This is a genomic window from Devosia crocina (assembly GCF_900116545.1).
Taxonomy (GTDB): domain Bacteria; phylum Pseudomonadota; class Alphaproteobacteria; order Rhizobiales; family Devosiaceae; genus Devosia; species Devosia crocina.
Genome location: NZ_FPCK01000002.1, coordinates 420,215 through 439,247 on the forward strand (window position 1 = coordinate 420,215; position 19,033 = coordinate 439,247).

At 62.4% G+C, this 19,033-nt stretch carries 20 protein-coding genes and 1 tRNA gene; 9 read left to right on the top strand and 12 right to left on the bottom strand.

Translation table 11 applies throughout. The annotated features are described in order from the left end of the window. Positions 1–31: 31 nt before the first annotated feature. Positions 32–895, top strand: a complete 864-nt coding sequence (locus BM364_RS11625; RefSeq protein ID WP_092424742.1) for a GGDEF domain-containing protein — start codon at positions 32–34, stop codon at positions 893–895. Positions 896–1,196: 301 nt separating this feature from the next. On the opposite strand, the gene BM364_RS11630 is transcribed toward BM364_RS11625, so the two are convergent. Together BM364_RS11630 and BM364_RS11635 are read right to left on the bottom strand one after the other, a co-directional pair. Continuing rightward, positions 1,197–3,749, bottom strand: coding sequence for a TRAP transporter permease (locus BM364_RS11630; protein ID WP_483088807.1), 2,553 nt, complete (start codon positions 3,747–3,749; stop codon positions 1,197–1,199). A gap of 158 nt (positions 3,750–3,907) precedes the next feature. Next, positions 3,908–4,870, bottom strand: coding sequence for a TAXI family TRAP transporter solute-binding subunit (locus BM364_RS11635; protein ID WP_092424746.1), 963 nt, complete (start codon positions 4,868–4,870; stop codon positions 3,908–3,910). 190 nt (positions 4,871–5,060) lie between these two features. On the opposite strand from BM364_RS11635, the gene BM364_RS11640 reads away from it, so the two are divergent. Continuing rightward, the gene (locus BM364_RS11640; RefSeq protein ID WP_092424748.1) at positions 5,061–6,275 is read left to right on the top strand and encodes a D-amino acid dehydrogenase; all 1,215 of its coding nucleotides are present in this window, start codon (positions 5,061–5,063) and stop codon (positions 6,273–6,275) included. 45 nt (positions 6,276–6,320) lie between these two features. After that, on the top strand, positions 6,321–6,809 hold the full coding sequence (locus BM364_RS11645; RefSeq protein ID WP_092424750.1) for an AAC(3)-I family aminoglycoside N-acetyltransferase: 489 nt from the start codon (positions 6,321–6,323) through the stop codon (positions 6,807–6,809). Positions 6,810–6,845: 36 nt separating this feature from the next. Here the strand turns inward: BM364_RS11645 and BM364_RS11650 are convergent, their stop codons facing one another. Next, on the bottom strand, positions 6,846–7,058 hold the full coding sequence (locus tag BM364_RS11650) for a hypothetical protein (protein ID WP_092424752.1): 213 nt from the start codon (positions 7,056–7,058) through the stop codon (positions 6,846–6,848). 131 nt (positions 7,059–7,189) lie between these two features. Here BM364_RS11650 and BM364_RS11655 point away from each other — a divergent pair, with 131 nt between their 5' ends. Continuing rightward, a complete protein-coding gene (locus BM364_RS11655) occupies positions 7,190–7,651 on the top strand; it encodes an OsmC family protein (RefSeq protein ID WP_092424754.1) in 462 nt (153 codons plus the stop codon). A gap of 94 nt (positions 7,652–7,745) precedes the next feature. On the opposite strand, the gene BM364_RS11660 is transcribed toward BM364_RS11655, so the two are convergent. Then, positions 7,746–8,495: an SDR family oxidoreductase gene (locus BM364_RS11660; protein WP_092424756.1), complete on the bottom strand. Its 750-nt coding sequence runs from the start codon at positions 8,493–8,495 to the stop codon at positions 7,746–7,748. A 96-nt stretch (positions 8,496–8,591) separates the two neighbouring features. Here BM364_RS11660 and BM364_RS11665 point away from each other — a divergent pair, with 96 nt between their 5' ends. Next, positions 8,592–9,515, top strand: a complete 924-nt coding sequence (locus BM364_RS11665; protein ID WP_092424758.1) for an AraC family transcriptional regulator — start codon at positions 8,592–8,594, stop codon at positions 9,513–9,515. A gap of 59 nt (positions 9,516–9,574) precedes the next feature. Here BM364_RS11665 and BM364_RS11670 read toward each other — a convergent pair. Further along, positions 9,575–9,649 (bottom strand) — tRNA-Gln (locus BM364_RS11670). A gap of 176 nt (positions 9,650–9,825) precedes the next feature. Here BM364_RS11670 and BM364_RS11675 point away from each other — a divergent pair. Then, a complete protein-coding gene (locus BM364_RS11675; protein ID WP_244542855.1) occupies positions 9,826–10,869 on the top strand; it encodes a DNA topoisomerase IB in 1,044 nt (347 codons plus the stop codon). A 50-nt stretch (positions 10,870–10,919) separates the two neighbouring features. Here the strand turns inward: BM364_RS11675 and BM364_RS11680 are convergent, their stop codons facing one another. After that, on the bottom strand, positions 10,920–11,531 hold the full coding sequence (locus BM364_RS11680) for a biotin transporter BioY (protein ID WP_092424760.1): 612 nt from the start codon (positions 11,529–11,531) through the stop codon (positions 10,920–10,922). Between the two features lie 89 nt (positions 11,532–11,620). On the opposite strand from BM364_RS11680, the gene BM364_RS11685 reads away from it, so the two are divergent. Continuing rightward, complete coding sequence (locus BM364_RS11685; protein ID WP_092424761.1) at positions 11,621–12,535, top strand: MBL fold metallo-hydrolase; 915 nt, start codon at positions 11,621–11,623, stop codon at positions 12,533–12,535. 21 nt (positions 12,536–12,556) lie between these two features. Here the strand turns inward: BM364_RS11685 and aroC are convergent, their stop codons facing one another. The 5 genes from aroC to BM364_RS11710 all read right to left on the bottom strand — a co-directional run bounded on the left by aroC (position 12,557) and on the right by BM364_RS11710 (position 15,966). Continuing rightward, a complete protein-coding gene (gene aroC, locus BM364_RS11690; protein WP_092424763.1) occupies positions 12,557–13,672 on the bottom strand; it encodes a chorismate synthase in 1,116 nt (371 codons plus the stop codon). A 48-nt stretch (positions 13,673–13,720) separates the two neighbouring features. Further along, positions 13,721–14,113 (bottom strand): type II toxin-antitoxin system VapC family toxin, encoded by a 393-nt coding sequence (locus BM364_RS11695; protein WP_425284892.1) that lies wholly within the window; start codon positions 14,111–14,113, stop codon positions 13,721–13,723. A 14-nt stretch (positions 14,114–14,127) separates the two neighbouring features. Next, entirely contained in the window at positions 14,128–14,394 is a 267-nt protein-coding gene (locus BM364_RS11700) for an AbrB/MazE/SpoVT family DNA-binding domain-containing protein (RefSeq protein WP_139232577.1), read from the bottom strand. A gap of 68 nt (positions 14,395–14,462) precedes the next feature. Next, entirely contained in the window at positions 14,463–15,104 is a 642-nt protein-coding gene (locus tag BM364_RS11705; RefSeq protein ID WP_092424769.1) for a histidine phosphatase family protein, read from the bottom strand. A 55-nt stretch (positions 15,105–15,159) separates the two neighbouring features. After that, positions 15,160–15,966 (bottom strand): enoyl-ACP reductase FabI, encoded by an 807-nt coding sequence (locus BM364_RS11710; RefSeq protein ID WP_092424771.1) that lies wholly within the window; start codon positions 15,964–15,966, stop codon positions 15,160–15,162. 103 nt (positions 15,967–16,069) lie between these two features. Between BM364_RS11710 and BM364_RS11715 the strand changes: the two genes are divergently transcribed. Next, positions 16,070–17,485 (top strand): FAD-binding oxidoreductase, encoded by a 1,416-nt coding sequence (locus BM364_RS11715; RefSeq protein ID WP_092425335.1) that lies wholly within the window; start codon positions 16,070–16,072, stop codon positions 17,483–17,485. Positions 17,486–17,565: 80 nt separating this feature from the next. Continuing rightward, complete coding sequence (locus BM364_RS11720; protein WP_092424773.1) at positions 17,566–18,123, top strand: hemerythrin domain-containing protein; 558 nt, start codon at positions 17,566–17,568, stop codon at positions 18,121–18,123. Positions 18,124–18,250: 127 nt separating this feature from the next. On the opposite strand, the gene BM364_RS11725 is transcribed toward BM364_RS11720, so the two are convergent. Beyond that, on the bottom strand, positions 18,251–18,994 hold the full coding sequence (locus BM364_RS11725) for an SOS response-associated peptidase (RefSeq protein WP_092424775.1): 744 nt from the start codon (positions 18,992–18,994) through the stop codon (positions 18,251–18,253). Between the last annotated feature and the right edge of the window lie 39 nt (positions 18,995–19,033).

Here is a 19,033-nt window from a genome sequence, read left to right on the forward strand (position 1 = left end):
CGCGCCTTTCTCTTGGCATAGGAAGCAGCTCATGCGTGGTGTTGTTGAAGCGGTCAAAGGCTCCCTTGTAGCCAAGGTCTTCATCATCTGCTTCCTCGCCATTCACCTGCCGCTGATCGCCCTTATGTTTTATCTCGGGCTTGGCCGCCCTGCGGACCCGGTGCCGATCCTTGTCGTTGCGCTGCTCGCCACACTCCTTGGCGCAGTGCTCTCCTATCTCGCCGTTTTCCAGCTGGTCAGCCCCATCGATCGCCTCGTCAGCGCCATGGACCGTTATCAGACCGAGGGCATCGAACCCTTTGTCGATGTCAAGGGAACCGACGGCGTCAAGCGGCTTGCCGACAAGATTCTCGATCTCGTCCGCTCACAGGAAAAGTCGCTGAGCGTCCTCAGGCGCCAGGCCAATAGCGATCCGCTGACGGGCCTCGGGAACCGCCGCTGGCTCCAGAATGCCGTCTCGATCGAGATCAACCGCGCTGCCCGGCGCAGTCAGTGGGTGTGGGTCATTGCCTTCGACCTCGACCGCTTCAAGGAGATCAACGATCGCTATGGCCATGCGGCGGGCGATGAAGTGCTGATGATCATCGCTGAAGCAACGCAGCGGCAATTGCGGCCCTATGACCTTATTGCCCGCATCGGAGGCGAGGAATTCTGCGTCGTTTCCACAGATGACAGCGACGATTTCGGCCTCAAGGCCGCCGAGCGCATTCGCAGCGCCATTGAAGCCTGGAGGCCCCGCCTCGGCAACGACACCATCACCATCACCGCCAGCTTCGGCGTCCATAAGGGCGATCCGGTCCTGCAGAGCTTTTCCGAAATGCTCCGCCTTGCCGATGAGAACCTTTACCAAGCCAAGGCCAAGGGGAGAAACCAGGTGGTGGGGTTGCAGCGATAGCAGGGCGGCTGTAGAGACCTCTAACTCCGGAATGCGCTGCGCAACACTGCCTTGGCTGTCCAGTGTGCCGAAGAGTCGCGTCCTCCGCCTCCCCCATCAGCCTCCCGCGACGACCGGCTCACTATCGACATGCACCCTCGTCAAGGGGAACACCCGGTGCCGTCGGCCGTACCGGCATCGTCCGCTTCTCGCTTGAGTGCTCCCAAGCTTGGAAACACGCACATTGTTTCTCTCACCACCTAGGGCGGGCGCCTGCCCGCCATATCGACCCAACATGGCAGGCTGCGCTTCACGCCCGCCCTCAGGCGGGCTTTGCCTGCGTTTTGGGGATGCCGGGCTGGTCCCAGCTCCGGCGGCGCCATTGCAGAAGGCCGACAAACCCGATCAGCAGCAGGGCCGGAATATAAACAAGCTCATTGGCCGGGCTCGATGGGTTCTGCACGAAGACGCGGCTGATGGTCTGGCCCGGACGGATGCCGAGGCGCTCCGCCTGGCTGCCGAAGCCGGCACCCAGCACCTGCACTTCTCCACCAAAGGGCACGATCTGCATGCCCACTGCCGCAAGTCGCTCGGCGCCAGGTCCCGGCTCGCCCATGGGCAGGCGCATGACGCGGGTTTCCTCGACGCCAGTGATGATATCGGTACCCGTCACCTCGACGCGCAGGAAACCATCCTCGGGCACCTGCTCGGCCCTTTCGATCACCTCGCTTCCGGGCACGCCCATATATTCGGGCACGACCTTGTCCATGAACCATCCCGGCTGGAACAGCATGGCGGCGGCAAGCAGCAACATCGCCGATTCCCAGATCCGGCTGCGGGTCACAAATATCTGCTGGGTCACCGACACGAAAATCAGCATGCCGATCAGCGCCGCACCCACCACCAGCACCAGCTGCACCCAGCTACCGATGCCGATCATCAGCAATTGGTGGTTGAAGATAAACAGCAGCGGCAGGATGGCGGTGCGCATCTCGTAGCGGAACGCCTGGACGCCGGTCTTGACCGGGTCGGCCCGGCTGATTGCGGAGGCGGCAAAGGAGGCGAGCCCCACCGGTGGCGTCACGTCCGCCATCAGGCCGAAGTAAAAGACGTAAAGGTGCACCGCCACCAGCGCCACGGCCACCCCGTTGAGCGTTGCAACATCGACGATAACCGGCGCGATCAGGGTCGCGACCACGACGTAATTGGCCGTCGTCGGCATCCCTAGTCCCAAAATCATGCAGATCAGCGCCGTCAGCAGCAGCATGATAATGAGGTTCCCAGCGGAAATCGCGATCACGATCTCGGTGAGCACAAGGCCGATACCGGTCAGCGACACGGTACCCACGATGATGCCCGCCGCGCCCGTCGCGATGGCGATGCCGATCATGTTGCGCGCTCCGGTCGCCAGCCCGTCGACGAGATCGTCGAACCCCTCCCGCAGGCGGGCTGCCACGTCGCCTGCCCCACGGAACAGCGCGATCAGCGGCTTCTGCGTAATCACGAGGAAGATCAGCGCCATTGTCCCGTAAAAGGCGGAAAGCCCGGGAGAAAGTTCTTCCACCATCAGGCACCAGACGAGGATAAAGACGGGCATCAGATAGTGAATGCCGGTCGGCGCCACCTTGGCGGTGTCGGGCAGAACCACATGGGGATTGTTGGGATCATCAAGCTCGAGATCGGGAAAGCGCGAGCGGATACCGAGCGAGACGATGTAGATGGCCAGGGCACCTAGGCCCGCAGCCCAGCTCGCGCCCGCGCCGAACACTTCGCGTGTCCAGCCCAGACCGATCCCAACCAGCCAACAGAAGATCACGAAGCCTGCAGCGGTCATGCCGAGCAGCGCCGCGCTCATCAGCGGCGAGCGGTGCGTTTCACGCGGCAAGCCCTTGAGATTGGCTTTGCGCGCTTCGATGTCGACCACATAGAACAGCGAGATATAGGTCAGCAGCGCCGGTATGATGGCGTGCTGGACCACCTGGCTATAGGAAATGCCCACATATTCAGCGATCAGAAAGGCGGCGGCGCCCATCACCGGCGGCATGATCTGGCCGTTGACCGAGGCTGAAACCTCGATGGCGCCTGCTTTGACCGGCGAATAGCCGACCCGTTTCATCAGCGGGATGGTGAAGGTGCCCGTCGTCACCACATTGGCCACGGAAGACCCGGAGATCAATCCCGTCGCGCCCGAACCGAGCACGGCAGCCTTGGCCGGCCCGCCGCGGAAATGGCCGAGCAGCGCAAAGGCCACCTGAATGAAATAGTTGCCGGCCCCAGCCTTTTCGAGCAGCGAGCCGAACAGCACGAACAGAAACACAAAGGAGGTGGAAACCCCCAGCGCCACGCCGAATACGCCTTCCGTGGTCAGCCAATATTGCGTTGCAGCCCGCGGGATAGACGCGCCGCGGTGGGCAAATAGATCGGGCATGTAGGGCCCGAAAAACGCATAGGCGAGAAAAAGGCTCGCAACGATCGGCAGCGCCAGGCCCAGCGAGCGGCGCGCCGCTTCAAGCAGGAAGAGGACGCCGGCCACGCCAACGACGATATCCATCGTGGTCGGCAGGCCGGGGCGGCGTGCAAGCTCGGCCTGGAAAACGAAGAGATAGAGCGAACATCCCGCGGCAAGGATGGCAAACACCCAGTCCTGAAGGGGAATCTTGTTGCGCGGCGAAGATTTGAGTGCGGGGTAAGCGGTAAACACCAGCACCAGCGCAAAGGCGAGATGGATGGCGCGCGCCTCGCTGGCATTGAAAACGCCGAAGCCAAGCGAATAGGGAAAGGGCGAAGCATACCAGAGCTGAAACAGGCTCCAGCAGAGCGGCACCAGCAGCAACAGCCAGCGCGAGATGCGTCCGTCCGGTTGCCGCCCACCCATATCGGCTTCCGCCACCATCTTGGCAGCCGATTCCAGATCGGCATTTTCTTTGAGTTCGATGGGCTGGCTGTCGGAGGTCATGGCGCGTTTACCGGCTGGAGGACGAACGAGCGGCCCGCCAGAATGACGGGCCGCCCTCAGAATGCGTCAGGACTCGGTTAGAGCCAACCCTGCTCGTTGTAGTACTTCTCGGCACCCGGATGGAGCGGGGCTTCGAGGCCATCGACGATCATGTTCTCGGGGCTGAGATTGGCAAGAGCCGGGTGCAGCGACTTGAATGCGTCGAAGTTCTCGAACACAGCGCTGACCAGGGCATAGACCGCTTCGTCCGGCGTATCGGCGCCGACGGCCAGAGCTGCGAGAACGCCGAAGGTTTCCACATCGGCTTCGTTGTTGGCATAGGTGCCGCCCGGAATGGTCGCGGTGGCGTAGAACGGACGCTCGGCGATGATCGCGTCGATTGCTTCACCGGTGATCGGAACGATCTGGGCGCCGCATGTGGTGGTGGGATCGGCGATGTTGGCTGAGGGGTGGCCGACGCCGTAGAAGAAGGCATCGATCTGGTTGTCGCACAGAGCCGGGCCATGCTCGTCCGGACGCAGTTCGGAAACGAGGGCGAAGTCCGAGCGGCTCATGTCCATGCCATCGAGAATGATGTCGATCGAGGTCTGGGTGCCCGAACCGGGTGCGCCAACGTTGACGCGCTTGCCGGCGAGATCAGCGAAGCTTTCGATGCCGGCATCGGCGCGTGCCACGAGCGTGAAGGGCTCGGGATGGAGCGAGAACACGGCGCGCAGGTTTTCCTGCGGACCGGCATCGGCAAAATCCTGCTCGCCATTGACGGCATAGGACATGACGTCGGTCTGGGTCACGCCGAAGGTCAGCTCACCGGTTCCGATGGCGTTGACGTTGTAAACCGAAGCGGCAGTCGATTCGACCGAACAGCGGAAGCCGTGCTCGGCGCGGGTCTGATTCATCAGGCGGCAAATGGCGCCTCCAACCGGATAGTAGACGCCCGTCACCCCGCCCGTGCCAATGGTGACGAATTGATCCTGGGCCTGCGCTGCACCTGCGCTCGCCAGAATCGTGGCGGACAGCAGCCCGAGAAGCGTTTTGTTCATTGCGTTTCCTTCCGTTTCCCAAACCTCGCGTTCAAGTCGATCGCCCCCAGGGACGAGCAAGACCGACACGAGAAAGCACTATTAAGGAGAAGAAAATTTCAAAGGGCAACCATCTCCTTGCATTATCGACATTTGCCTTTGGGAAGCGCAACGCGTACTGCCCTCGTGCTGCAGTAAAGGGGCCACCCTCATGAGAATTATTGTTATCGGCGCGGGCATTATCGGACTGGCTACCGCGTGGCGCCTGCAAAAGGCAGGCCATGCGGTGACGGTGATCGATGAGGCTTCCGGCAGCGGCCATGGCACGAGCTATGCCAATGGCGCTCAGCTGAGCTATTCCTATGTGGCGCCCCTGGCCGATCCAAGCGTCTGGAAACAGTTGCCGAAGCTGCTGACCGACCCGCACTCGCCGGTGCAGTTCCGGCCCGGTTTCGATCTGTTTCAGTATCGCTGGCTTCTCCAGTTCCTCGCCGCCTGCACGGCACGTCAGGCGAGCGAAACCATAGACCGGCTCGGCGCCCTTGCCGATCTCAGCCGTCAGATTCTCCACGCCTCGCCCGAACTGATGGCGGCCCATTTCGATTGGAGCGCCAGCGGCAAGCTCGTCGTTTACAGTTCGGAGCAGAGTTTTGCTTCAGCCCGCCACCACAGCGAGCAGCAACTCGCCAGCGGCACCGACAAGCGCATTCTCGAGCGCGACGCGTGCCTGGCGTTGGAGCCCGCGCTCGGCGCGATCGCTCATCGGCTGATCGGCGGCATCTTTGCGCCCAATGATGAAACCGCCGACGCCTTCCTGATGTGCCGCGAACTCGAACGGCTGATGCGCGAGGCACCAGAGCCCGCGCGCTTCATCTATGGCACGAGAGTAACCGGCTTTGTTCGGGACGGCAGCCGCATCCGGCACCTTGAAACGACCGCCGGCCCCCAAGAGGCCGATCTTTACGTTCTTGCAGCGGGCCTGACATCGCGCACTCTGGGCCGGCAGATCGACCTCGATCTCCCGCTTTATCCGATCAAGGGTTATTCGCTGTCCGCTCCCGTCATCGACGCCGGCGCCGCCCCCCGCGTCAGTGTCACCGACGCAGCCCGCAAGATCGTTATCGCGCGCCTCGGCGAAACCCTGCGCCTTGCCGGGGCCGCCGATATCGTGGGCGACACGCTCGACATCGATACGCGCCGCACCGGCAAGCTGATCGCCGACGCTAAAACCGATTTTCCCGGTGCGGCCGACTGGCAAAATGCAACCCTTTGGGCCGGCCTGCGCCCCGCCACCCCCACGGGCCAGCCGATCATCGGCGCCACAAGGCTCGACAATCTCATGCTCAATGTTGGCCACGGCGCCCTGGGGTTCACCCTCGCCCTTGGCTCCGGCCAGCGCCTCGCCGACGCGATTGCTGGCCGCTAGGGGACGATCACCCTCTTGAAGGGCCGCTACGCTCAGCCTACCCTCATGGCGCCCCAAGCCTTGAGGAGAGCAGCGGTGGCACACGATATCCGGCGCCTCGCCCCCCATGATCTCGCCACGATGCGCGAGCTGAACGCGCTTTTTGCTTGCGTCTTCGAGGACTCGGCAAGCTACGCCTCCGCACCGCCCGACGATAACTACCTCTCGCGTCTCCTGGGCAAGGACAGCGTCTTCGCTCTCGCAGCACTTCGTGATGGCAGCGTTATCGGCGGCCTCGTCGCCTATGAACTTAAGAAGTTCGAACAGGCCCGCTCCGAAATCTACATCTACGATCTGGCCGTTTCCGCGCCACACCGTCGCCAGGGGGTCGCCCGCGCCTTGATCGAAAATCTCCAGAACCTGGCGGCAACCCGCGGCACCTGGGTCATCTATGTCCAGGCCGATTACGGCGACGAACCGGCCATCGCCCTCTACACCGCCTTAGGGCAGCGCGAGGAGATCCTGCACTTCGACATTCCGGTACCGCCCAGGTAACGGGGCGGCACGGAGGCAGGCCGCTCTGCCCGCCCGTCACCAGTTGGTGGTGAGCGCCTCCCGCACCTGATCGTCTGTCCAGTCCGCCGGCGCCCAGACGCTGACCTGCTGACCGTCCTGCTCGACCGTCACAAACCGCATCGTGGTTTCGTCATTGTCGAATTCGGCAGCATCGTGGCTGAATTCGCTTCCGCGCCGGTCTCCATCCTGCAGCCACTTGCCCGTAAATCTCTGCTCGTTATCGTTCATGGTTTCCTCGTGGTTCGGAAACCAACGCCAGCCGACGCCCGAAGCTCCACGATCTCCTGATCCTGATCAAAAGCTTTTAATGCGACTTCGGCGAGTGGTAGAATTTGCCGGTCCCATCGAGGAGCAAAGCCATGTCCACCATGTCTGTTCGCCTCCGCACCCTTCCCCAGACGCAGGCCACCATCGGCCATGCCGGCGCCCACACGGTGGTTGTCGATCGCCCCGCCGGCAAGGCAGGTGGGCAAGGCCTGGGCTTCAATGGCGGCGAGTTGCTGGCTCTTGCCATCGGCGGATGCCTTTGCAACGACCTGCACTATGTCGCCCACGGCATGGGTATTGCGCTGTCATCCGTCGCGGTCGATGTGGACCTGACCTTCGACGGCTCCCCTGGCCTTGCCACAGCGGCAATCGTCAAGGTCCAGGCCACAGCCACCGATCCACATGCCGACACGGGCGAACTCATCCGCCGCGCTGTCGAGACCTCCACCGTCAGCAACTCCCTTCAGCGTGGCTTTCCCATCCGCACGGGCGTTTCAATTGAGACTGGCTCGAAAGACGATACAAACCCAGCTGAAACGCATTTTCTGAACTAGCCAGCTGCCGGTTACAGTTCTCAACGCGCTCTGTTTCGGAGCAGTTTCTTTCCGCCTGCGCGCCGGAATTCCGGCGCGCCATCAGGTATCCGGCTCAGCTCGCCAATGCTACTGCGTCGGCTCCTGCCGGGGTTTGCATAGATACCGAGGATGGATCATTGGCGATGCGCCAGACGGCTTCGGCAACGTCTCCTGATGTCGTCCTGAGACCGCCGGGCTGCCGCATCGCAGCAATCACCCCACCGGCATATTCGCCATACGCTTCGGGAAATCCGCCATTCTCCTCAAGGCGCGACAGAGCCGTGCTGCCGAAGCTTGTTCCGGGCGCAGCACCAGGCAGCACGATCCGGACGGCAATGCCCCAGGATTCGAGTTCGAGGGCCAGCGACTCAGTAAAGGCATTCACCGCAGCCTTGCTCGCGGAATAGACTGAGAGCAGCGGCAGCGGCTTCATCGTCACGCTTGAAGTCACGTTGATGATAAGACCAGCCCTGCGCGCGCGGAACTGCGGCAGCACGGCCTGGACCATCCGGATGGTGCCGATCGTGTTGGTTTCAAAAATCGCGCGGGTCATGTCGATGGGTGTTCCCTCGAGCGCATTTAGCCAGCCGATTCCTGCATTGTTGACAAGCACATCGATGGGACCGGCGGCCTCGACAGCGGCTCGCACGCTCTGGTCGTCGGTCACATCGAGCGGCAGCACGGTCAGCCGATCGGATGCCGGAAAAAGGTCCGGCTGCGGCGTACGCATGGTGGCGATGACCTTCCAGCCCTGCGCGAGGAAATATTTGGCGGTGTCGAGGCCGAAGCCGGATGAGCAGCCAGTGATGAGCACAGTATTCATGCCTGAAGTCCTTTCGTGATCCAACATGGGCAATGTGGACCAGGTGATCCAGACGCGCTATAATGGTTCATCCTGAATGCATTAGAGATCGTCCGAATGAGCGACCCCTTGGCAGAGATCGTTTCCCTATTGCAGCCGAGTTTACCCTTTTCCAAGACGGCGAGCGGGTCCGGCCATTGGCGCGTCGATGGCGCGGGCGATGGCAGTCCTTTCTTCGCAGTTATCCTTGAAGGCTCGGCCAGGCTCTCGATCAATGGCGAACCCGACGTCATTCTCGAAGAAAACGACTTCATTCTGATTCCAGCTGCCGACCGGTTCAACATGGCAAGCACGGACGATGTGCCCGATGATGGTGCCGACCCGCTGCGGGTCACCAGGATCGGGGACGAAACGCGCCACGGCGACCCCCTGGGCCTGCCCAATATGCGCGTGCTCGTTGGCCGGCTGGCATTCGAATCCCCCGATCCGACGCTGGTTTTCGCTCTGCTGCCCTGCCTTCTGCTTGTGCGCGGACAACCCCGGCTTACACATTTGGTTCAGATGATCCGCAGCGAGGCTCAGGCCATGCGTCCTGCCAAGCAGGTGGTGCTGGAGCGATTGCTGCAATTGCTGCTGATCGAGGCCATGCGTTCAGGGGCAGCGTGCCTGGATACGCCGGGGCTTCTGCGCGGCCTTGCGGACCGGCATCTGGGTCCCGCAATTCGGCTGATGCATGAAGCACCCTCGCGCGTCCTCAGCGTCGAAGAGCTGGCGTCCATGGCGGGGCTTTCCCGTTCGGTGTTCTTTGAAAGATTCCAGAAGAAGACCGGAATGGCGCCGATGGAATATTTGCTGTCCTGGCGCATGGCACTCGCAAAGGACATGCTGCGCCGTCGCGACGGTGGGATCAAGGAGATTGCCCAGCGCGTCGGCTATGGCTCGGCCAGCGCCTTCAGCGTCGCCTTTTCCCGTTTCGTCGGCATGCCGCCCAGCCTCTACGCCCAACCGGCACGCGCAAGAGAGCGTGACGCTGCTGCGTAAAGTATGAGCCAGCCTCTGCCTCAAGGGCCAGTCACGCGCGAGCAGCGAAGCGGGAAATCTGGCTGGGGTGCTAGGATTCGAACCTAGGAATGCCGGTACCAAAAACCGGTGCCTTACCACTTGGCGACACCCCAACTAGCGCGGTTCCTACACGGTTTGCTTGGAGCGCGCAACAGAGGCAAGCAGGTTGTGCAAAGCCTTGTCATGGCCTCGTCCCATGCCGTCAGATCATCACATGCGCATCACTGGTTCGCGAGAGCGGAACCGGCAGCCCCGGCAGATCATTGGGGCGAACATCGAGGAGGCACTCATGTTCGTGGTCAGGCCTTGCTGGGACAGAATGCGCGCAGACGAGATGATCGGCGCGTCCGGCCTCATATTTTCGTCCGACCATGAACCGGGCTGGCAACGCCGCCGCCGGGGCAAATCCTATTCCTATTTCGACAGCGAGGGCCAATCGCCCGCGCCCGAGCGCCGGGCCGAAATAAATGCCCTCGCTATCCCGCCGGCTTGGAGCCAAGTCTGGATCTGCAAGGATTGCAATGGCCATATCCAGGCCACTGGCCGGGACGAGCGCGGGCGCAAGCAATATCGTTATCACCCCGATTGGACCACCCATCGCGCCAGCACCAAGTTCGATGGCCTTGTCAGTTTCGCTACCGCTCTACCCGCCTTGCGCAACCAGGTGGACGAGGACCTGCGCCGGCGCGGGTTGAGCCTCGATCGGGTCGCCGCATCCGTCGTCTGGCTGCTCGACAACAGCCTCATCCGCGTCGGCAATCCCACCTACGCCCGGGAAAACAAGAGTTTTGGGCTCACGACACTGCGCAATCGCCATGTCGCCATCAACGGCCAGAGCATCCGTTTCAAGTTCAAGGGCAAGTCCGGCAAGGACTGGAACCTGCAGCTCGTCGACCGCCGCATGGCGCGCATCGTCAAATCCTTGCAGGACCTGCCGGGACAGGATCTTTTCCAGTACGAGGACGAGACCGGTTATCACGCCATCAGCTCACGCGACGTCAACGACTATATCGCTGGCTTTGCCGGGCCCGGCTACAGTTCCAAGCACTTTCGGACCTGGGCCGGCACAGTGCGCGCATTTGGGCTGCTGGCCGGACAACCGATTCCCGAAAGCCAGAGGGCACAGACCAAACTCCTGACCGGCATCGTCGATGTGGTGGCCAACCGTCTGGGCAATACCCGCGCCGTGTGCCGGCAGAGCTATATCCATCCGGCTGTGTTCGAAAACTGGCAGGCGGGCACACTGATCCGCTCCAACCGCCTGCGCCCCATCGAAGGGCTCGATGAAGACGAGCGCGCGACCCTGGCCTTCCTGAAAAAGCTCGCCGCATGAGAAAGGGCTGACCCGAAAGTCAGCCCTTTTAAACTTTATTCGTCAGGCGCTCAGCGCTTGCGAAGCATGGCCCAGCCACCGGTGACGGTAAGAGCGGCGAGCGCCATCTTGAGCACATCCCAGACGAGGAAGGGCTGAACCGCACCGGCCCAGGCCGAAGCCAGAACATTGGTCTGGTCGATCCACTGGGCATGGCCCGAGAGCAGCAGCAACCAGCTAAAGCCGAGCGCGAGAAGGGCAACTTCGCCCACCAGCATTGCGCCGAAAAGGGTCAGCGGCTTGGCCGAAGCGCCGCGATCGGCCGCATAGCCGATGATCGCTGCCATGAAAAGGAAACCGAAAAGGAACCCGCCGCTCGGACCGATCAGGTAAGGCAAGCCACCGCCGGTTGCGAAAACCGGAAGCCCGGCCGCACCTTCCAGCAGATAAAGGGCAACAGTGGCAACGCCGATACGCGCGCCGAAAGCAGCTGCAAGACCCGCAACAGCAAGGCTCTGCAGGGTCACCGCAATCGGCCAGACCGGCACGTTGATCTTGGCGGCCATGGTGATCACCAGCGTGCCCAGCACGACGGTCACGAGATTGGTCGCCAGCTTGGCAGCATCCGATTTGGGCTGGAACATGCCGAGCAGCGTATTGGGCGTGGTCAAAGTGACAGCCATTTCATACCTTTCCTGCAGGTCGTACGGAGGCGCTGCATCAGCGTCCGCATTCGATCGCCACTTTCTAGTCTGTCACGAATGTCGAAGCAATGGCCGCGCAATCTACCCCCACATTTGACACGGACTTCCGTCCCGTTCCCGGCGAGCGCGTCGATCTCGCCCCAGGTCTCGCGCGCATCACCGCGCCCAATACCTCGCCCTATACCTTCACCGGCACCAACACATTCCTGCTTGGAACCCAGACCATCGCCATCCTCGATCCAGGGCCTGAGGACGAATCGCATCTTTCAGCTATCGAAAAAGTCCGCGCGGGCCGCCCGGTCTCGGCGATCCTTCTCACCCATACCCATCGCGATCATAGCGCCAGCGCCGCCCGTCTCGCGCGTCACTACCGGGTTCCGCTCTGGTTCGGTGGTCCGCATCGCCTGTCGCGCCCGCTGCGGCGTTTCGAGGTCAATCCGATTAAGCGCTCCTGCGACTGGAGCCTTGTGCCCGATCGGACCCTGGTGGATGGCCAAACCATTGTTGCAGGCGATCTCACGCTCAGCGTCCATGCAACCCCGGGCCACTGCGCCAATCATCTCGCCTTCGGCCTCACCGATGCCGGCATGCTGCTGTCGGGAGACCACGTCATGGGCTGGAACTCGACCCTTGTCTCGGTGCCCGATGGCGCGATGGCGGACTATTTTGCCTCGCTCGACAAGGTCATGGCCCTGCCCTACCGCACCTATCATCCAGCTCACGGCGCTCCGATCGCCGATGGTCCCCGACAAGCCCGGATGCTCAAAGCACACCGCCAGATGCGCAATCAACAAGTGCTAGATGCGGTACGCACTGGCACCAAAACGCTCGGCGCCCTAGTCCGGTCGGTCTATCCAAGCCAGCCCGCCAAAATCCGCCTCGCAGCCCGGATGACCATGATGGCCCATATCGAATTTCTCGAAAGGCGGGGAGAACTCGTTGTCAAGCGCGGCCTGTTCGGTACGCGGCTCGCCCTTCCCTGACCCCACCCATCCGGATTGATCTCAGTTCCGCTCGAAACCCACCGCGCCGTTCCGCCCGGTCTGGCCGCGATGGCGCAGCATGTGATCGGCGAGCACGAGCGCCATCATGGCCTCGCCCACCGGTACGGCGCGAATGCCGACGCATGGATCATGGCGCCCCTTTGTGACGATGTCCGCATCCTCGTTAGCCGTTGTCACCGTCTGGCGCGGCGTGATGATGGAAGAGGTCGGCTTCACCGCAAAGCGGCACACGATAGGGTCGCCATTGGAAATCCCGCCCAGGATGCCACCGGCATGGTTTGAGAGGAAATGGGGGCCGCCCTCGCCCGCGCGCATCTGGTCGGCATTTTCAACACCCGTCAGCGCCGCAGCATCGAAGCCATCGCCGATCTCGACGGCCTTGACTGCATTGATGCTCATCATGGCCGAGGCAAGGTCCGCGCTCAATTTCCCATAGATCGGCGCGCCCCAGCCCGCCGGCACGCCTTCGGCGACAACCTCGATGACAGCGCCGACAGAATTGCCGTCCCTTCGAATGCCGTCGAGATAGTCAGCCCAAAACGCGGCTGCCTTGGCGTCAGCGCAGAAGAAGGGGTTCTGGTCCACTTGGCTCCAGTCGAAATTGACATAGTCGATCTTGTGCGGCCCGACCTGCACTAAACTCGCCCTGATCGTCACGCCTTCGAGCACCTGCCGCGCCACCGCGCCTGCCGCCACGCGGGCAGCCGTTTCGCGCGCCGAGGTGCGCCCGCCGCCGCGATAGTCGCGGATGCCGTATTTCTGGTCATAGGTGAAATCGGCGTGGCCCGGCCGATACTTATCGCGGATATCGCCATAGTCCTTGGAGCGCTGATCGGTGTTTTCGATCATGAGCGAAATCGGCGTGCCGGTCGTGCGGGGGCCGCCTGTGCGCTCGTCCTCGAACACGCCGGAAAGGATCTTTACCGCATCGTCCTCGCGGCGCTGCGTCGTGAACTTGGATTGCCCCGGCTTGCGGCGATCAAGGTCGCGCTGGATGATCTCGGGGGTCAGGGTGATGCCCGGCGGACAACCATCCACCACCACGCCCAGCGCCGGCCCATGGCTCTCGCCCCAGGTGGTGATACGGAATAGATGCCCGAACGTATTGAAAGACATGGCCTGGTCCCTTGATTGGCTGTGTTCTAGGCAGGCCGGCCCCTGAGGTCAATCGAGCCAGTTCTCGACAGCCAGACCGGGCACGCGGGAAAATTCGCGCACATTGGCCGTCACAAGCACAAGATCGAGCGCCCTCGCATGTGCGGCGATAAACAGGTCGTTCGGTCCGATGACGCGCCCCGTGCGCGAAAGCGCCCAGCGTATCGAAGCATAGTGCTCGTCCGCCGGCGCGTCGAATGGCACGATGTCAATGGCGTTGAGGATCAGATCGAGATTGGTGGCGAGTTTGACCGAAGGATTTTTTTCGAGCCCAAACCGCAGCTCCGACGCTGTAACGATGCTAATGCAAACACGGTCGGTGCCATAAGCGAAGAGTTTATCCCTGACCGGTCCCGAGTGCGGTTCCTTGACTAGAGCCGAAGCGATATTGGTGTCCAGCATCGCCTTGAGAAGGCTCAAAGCTCAATATCTCGCAGCGGTCCGAGATCGCTGTCGTCGATATCGGGCCATTCCTCCTCGCAAAGCGGCACCATCTGCGCGAGCGCTTCTTCGAGCGTGAGCCTGCGCTTGACCGGCTCGAACGTCAATCGATCGCCATCCTGCTGCACCAGGAGCTTGCCCTTCGGGAGTTTAAATCCCTCGGGCAGCTGAAAAGTCTGCCGGCCGTCCTCGGTATGCTTGATCTCGACTACGGCGGCTTTGATGGTCTTGATCTCGTTCACGGGCGCCTCCTCTTGGCGGCTCATGTCTGCAACATAAGCCCGAACCGCGCCCGCAACAACTCCGCCCGCTATTGGGCCGCTTCGTCCCAGATGTTCTCTGCCGCATGCAGGCTCATCTTCCGGTCGACGAAATGGGCAATGACGCCCTGCGGCGGCGGCCAATTTATCACTCTTTGCCGCGGCGTACCTTCAACGAGGTGCCAGAGCACGCGCAGCACGCCGCCATGGGCGACCACGACTGCATGGTGGGTCAGCTCACGGGCGAAATCGAGCAGGCGCCCGGCTACGTCGTCGTAGTTCTCGCCCCCCTTGGGACGAAAATGCCAGTAGCTCTCGTTGCGTTCGCCGGGTGCGAGCGCCGCGTTTTCGCGCGAGATTTCGGCATGCAGCCGGCCTTCGAATTCGCCGAAGGAGATCTCGATCAGCCGCGGATCATGGATCACAGGCGGCAGATCGATGTCGAAAGCCGCGCGCATGCGGTCCATGGTTTCCGCCGCACGGCTGAGGGGCGAAGCGAACCAGTTCAGGCTCGCCGGGTTCGTCCCGTTTTCTTCCAGCAATCGCCGAAGCAGAACGCCATTGGCGTCTGCCTGCTTCTGGCCCCGCTTATTGAGCGGAATGTCCCTGCTCCCCTGATAGCGATGTTCGGCATTCCAGTCGGTTTCGCCGTGTCGGGCGAAGTAGAAGTCCGGCCAATCAGGGGTCGTCATGGTCACTCACGCGCCGTCCGGCGCGGCCTTTTGCAGAATCGGTGCAGGACGGGCGTTATTCGCCAGCTTCGGTCGCATCGTCGAGCAATTTCATGCCCACGACATTGAACCCGGCATCGACATAGTGGATCTCGCCGGAAACCCCTGCTGCCAGATCGGACAGGAGATAAGTCGCAGCGCCGCCGACATCGTCGATATCGACATTCTTGCGCAGGGCCGAATTGGCCTCCTGCCAGTGCAGCATGTCCCTCAGGCCCGAAATGCCGGATGCGGCGAGCGTCTTGATGGCACCGGCCGAGATGGCATTGACGCGAATGCCTTTCTTGCCAAGATCGACGGCGAGATAGCGCACCGATGCTTCGAGCGCGGCCTTGGCAACGCCCATGACATTGTAGTTCGGCACATATTTGACGGCGCCATAATAGGTCAGGGTCAGAAGCGCCCCGCCCGGGTTCATCAGCGGCTCGGCGCGCTTGGCAACAGCGGTAAACGAATAAACCGAGATATCCATGGTCAGCGCGAAATTATCGCGGCTCGTTTCGATATAGCGCCCCTCAAGCTCTTCCTTGTTGGAAAAGCCGATGGCGTGCACGACGAAGTCGAGGCTCCCCCACTTGTCCTTGATCTGGGCAAAGGTTTCGTCCATCGCCGCTTCGTTGGACACGTCGCATTCAACGAGAAAATCGGAGCCGACTTCGGCCGCCAGCGGTTCGACGCGGCGCTTGAGCGCTTCGCCCTGATAGGAGAAGGCGAGCTCGGCGCCCTGTGCGTGCAACTGCTTGGCAATGCCCCAGGCGATCGAGCGGTTGTTCGCCAGGCCCATGATCAGACCGCGCTTGCCTGCCATCAATCCAGTGGACATTTCTGCTTTTCCTTGTCTGGAGTCGTTTGCTCGCTTGTGGCACATGCAGGCCAGCACGGGCAAGTTGCAAGCCTTGTTCCGCCAGCAGTTTCCGGGGTTAATCATGCCGCTTTCCGCCGCCGAAGCCGTCTCCGCCCTTGCCGCCATTGCCGGCAGCGAGGCCGTGATCGCAGACACTTCCCGCATGGGCGCCTATCTCAACGAGCCTCGAAAGCGCTTTCACCAGACCGCTGCCGCCGTCGTCCTGCCCGCCGGGGTCGAAACGCTGCAAGCGATCGTGCGCTGGGCCAACGAGAACCGCGTCGGCCTCATTCCTCAAGGCGGCAATACCGGCCTTGTGGGCGCACAGGTGCCGCTGACCGGCACCGAAGTCATCGTCAGCCTTTCCCGATTTGATCGTATCCGCGCCATCGACACCGCAGCCGGAGTGATGACGGCTGAGGCCGGCGTCATCCTTGAAAACGCCCATCGTGCAGCCGAAGCGCAAGGCGCCATGTTCCCGCTCTGGCTTGCTTCGCAGGGCTCGGCCCGTATCGGCGGCGTTCTGTCGTCCAATGCCGGTGGCGTTAATGTCCTCGCCTATGGCAATGCGCGCGAACTGACCATGGGCGTCGAGGCCGTGCTTGCCGATGGCCGGCTTTATCGAGGGCTCAATGCCCTCAAGAAGGACAATACCGGCTACGACCTCAAAGACCTCCTTGTCGGGGCCGAAGGCACGCTCGCCATCATCACAGCGGCCAGCCTTAAAATCTTCCCCCTGCCCGAGGATCACGAAACGGCTCTCGTCAATGTCGCCTCTCCCGAGGCTGCACTCGAGCTGTTCCAGTTCATGCGCCAGCGCGCCGGCAGCCGCCTCAACGCCTTCGAGCTCATCCCCGCCATAGGCCTCGAGTTCCAGCTCCGCCATGGCATGCTCGATGCCGATCCCACCGCCAGCCCCTCGCCCTGGTATGCGCTGATCGAGCTGACGCGCATGGCCGGCACCGCTCCCGGCGCCTTGCAGCAGGCGCTCGAAACCGCGTTGGAAGGAGGGCTTGCGAGCGATGCCGTGATCGCCGAAAGCCTCGCCGATCGCACGCGCATGTGGGCGTTCCGCGAACAGATGAGCGAGTGCCAGTCCAAGGAAGGGGCATCGATCAAGCATGACGTATCCGTGCCCATCGCCGCCATTCCGCGCCTCATAGCCGAAGGCAGCGCCGCTGCCGAGCGGCTGTCCCCCGGTATCCGTCCCGTGCCGTTCGGGCACATGGGGGATGGCAATATCCACTTCAATTTCTCCCAGCCACCGGGCGCCGACGCCAGGAGTTTCATGGCTCGATATGACGAGGCGATCCACACCGCGATCTACGATGTCGTACTCAGGCTCGGCGGTTCCGTCTCGGCCGAACACGGCATCGGCCAGCTCAAGGTCGATCTCCTCAGGCAGGTAAAAGACCCGGTCGCCCTCGACATGATGCGCGCGATCAAGACCGCGCTCGATCCCAACGGGATTTTGAACCCAGGCAAGATGCTGGCCTGATCCTCTCGAATTCGGCATGTGCCCCAGTCACCCCCGTGTGCGTTCTTGCGCCGGAGGTGCCCAGAGCCCATCTCTCATCCATGCTTCTCGACATCAGCTTTCTCGACGACGCGACGCGTCCACCCATCCCCCGGCTCGAAGGCCTGACCCCGGCCCAGCGCGCGGCCGGCGATCACCTGCGCATGATCCACGATCATCTGCGCGACAACATGAAGACGCTCGGCAGCCTCCTGCAACGCGCCCGGCACGGCCAGGCCAGCGCCGAAGAAATCACGGCCGAAACCGCTGACATGGCGATGATCGCCAACTACCGGCGCTTCGGCAATCTTTGCGGCCGGCATTGCGCCATCGTCCACCAGCACCATTCGATCGAAGACTATCACCTCTTCCCCGTACTTGCCGCCCAAGGCCCACAATTTCAGGCAATCGCCGAACGGCTCGGGGCCGAGCACGTCGTTATCCACGAATTGCTGGAACGCCTCGTCGCTGCCCTCGGAACGCTCGCCGCAGACCCCAGCGAGCCTCACTTCGAAACCGCGCGAGACCTCTATCAAGCCCTCGAACGCGTGCTGCTCTCTCACCTCGGCTGGGAGGAAGACGCGATGGGCGATGCATTGGGTTATTTCGGGATCATGTAAGAACCCCCTCACCCGTCTCGGGCTGAGCCCGATCCACCCTCTCCCCAAGCGGGAGAGGAATGGTGGCCCCCTCTTGTTCTTCTCCCTCTCGGGGAGAAGGTGGCGCACAGCGCCGGATGAGGGGGACCTAGAACAAATCCATCTGCCCACCGCCGCCCGCGACCTTTTTGGGCTTGGCCACCACCGGCTCGGGCTTTTCCACCGTCACCGCCTCGATCAACCCCGGATCATCGTCCCGCGCCGAATTGACGCGCGTCGACACCGGGTGAAACCGCAACACCCCATCCTCGAGCGGCAGCGTCATCTGCGCTGCCTCCTCAGCCCGCACCTCCCGCACATTGAGCCAGGCGTCGATCTGCCGCTCGTCCATCAGAATCGCCGGCATCCGGTCATGGATCACCGACAGCTGTTGATTGGCCGCAACTGTGATGGTTGCAACGCTGTCGATCTCCTCCCCTTCCGGTCCGCTCCAGGTGGCATAAAGGCCTGCCAGCGCCATGGGCCGACCATCGGCGCGCGTGAAGTAATAAGGCTGCTTTTTCTTGTCCGGCCCCGTGTGCCATTCGTAATATCCGCTTGCCGGCACGACGCACCGCCCATGCTTGAGCGGATCGCGAAACGCCGCCTTTTCGCGCATGGTTTCGGCCCGTGCATTGACAAGGAGCGGAAATTCGCGCGGATCCTTGACCCAGCGCGGGACCAATCCCCAGCGCGCGAAATGCCCTTCGCGCCGCCCGCCTTCTTCCCAGATCGCCGCGATCGGCTGGGTCGGCGCGATATTGTAGCGCGGCACCATGTCGAGCCCCTTGAGAAGGCGAAAGAGCTCGACCATCATTTCCGGCGGCAGCGTCGCCGCATAGCGTCCACACATGACGTGTCTCCTTTACCTCTGTCGAGGTAATGTGTCGGC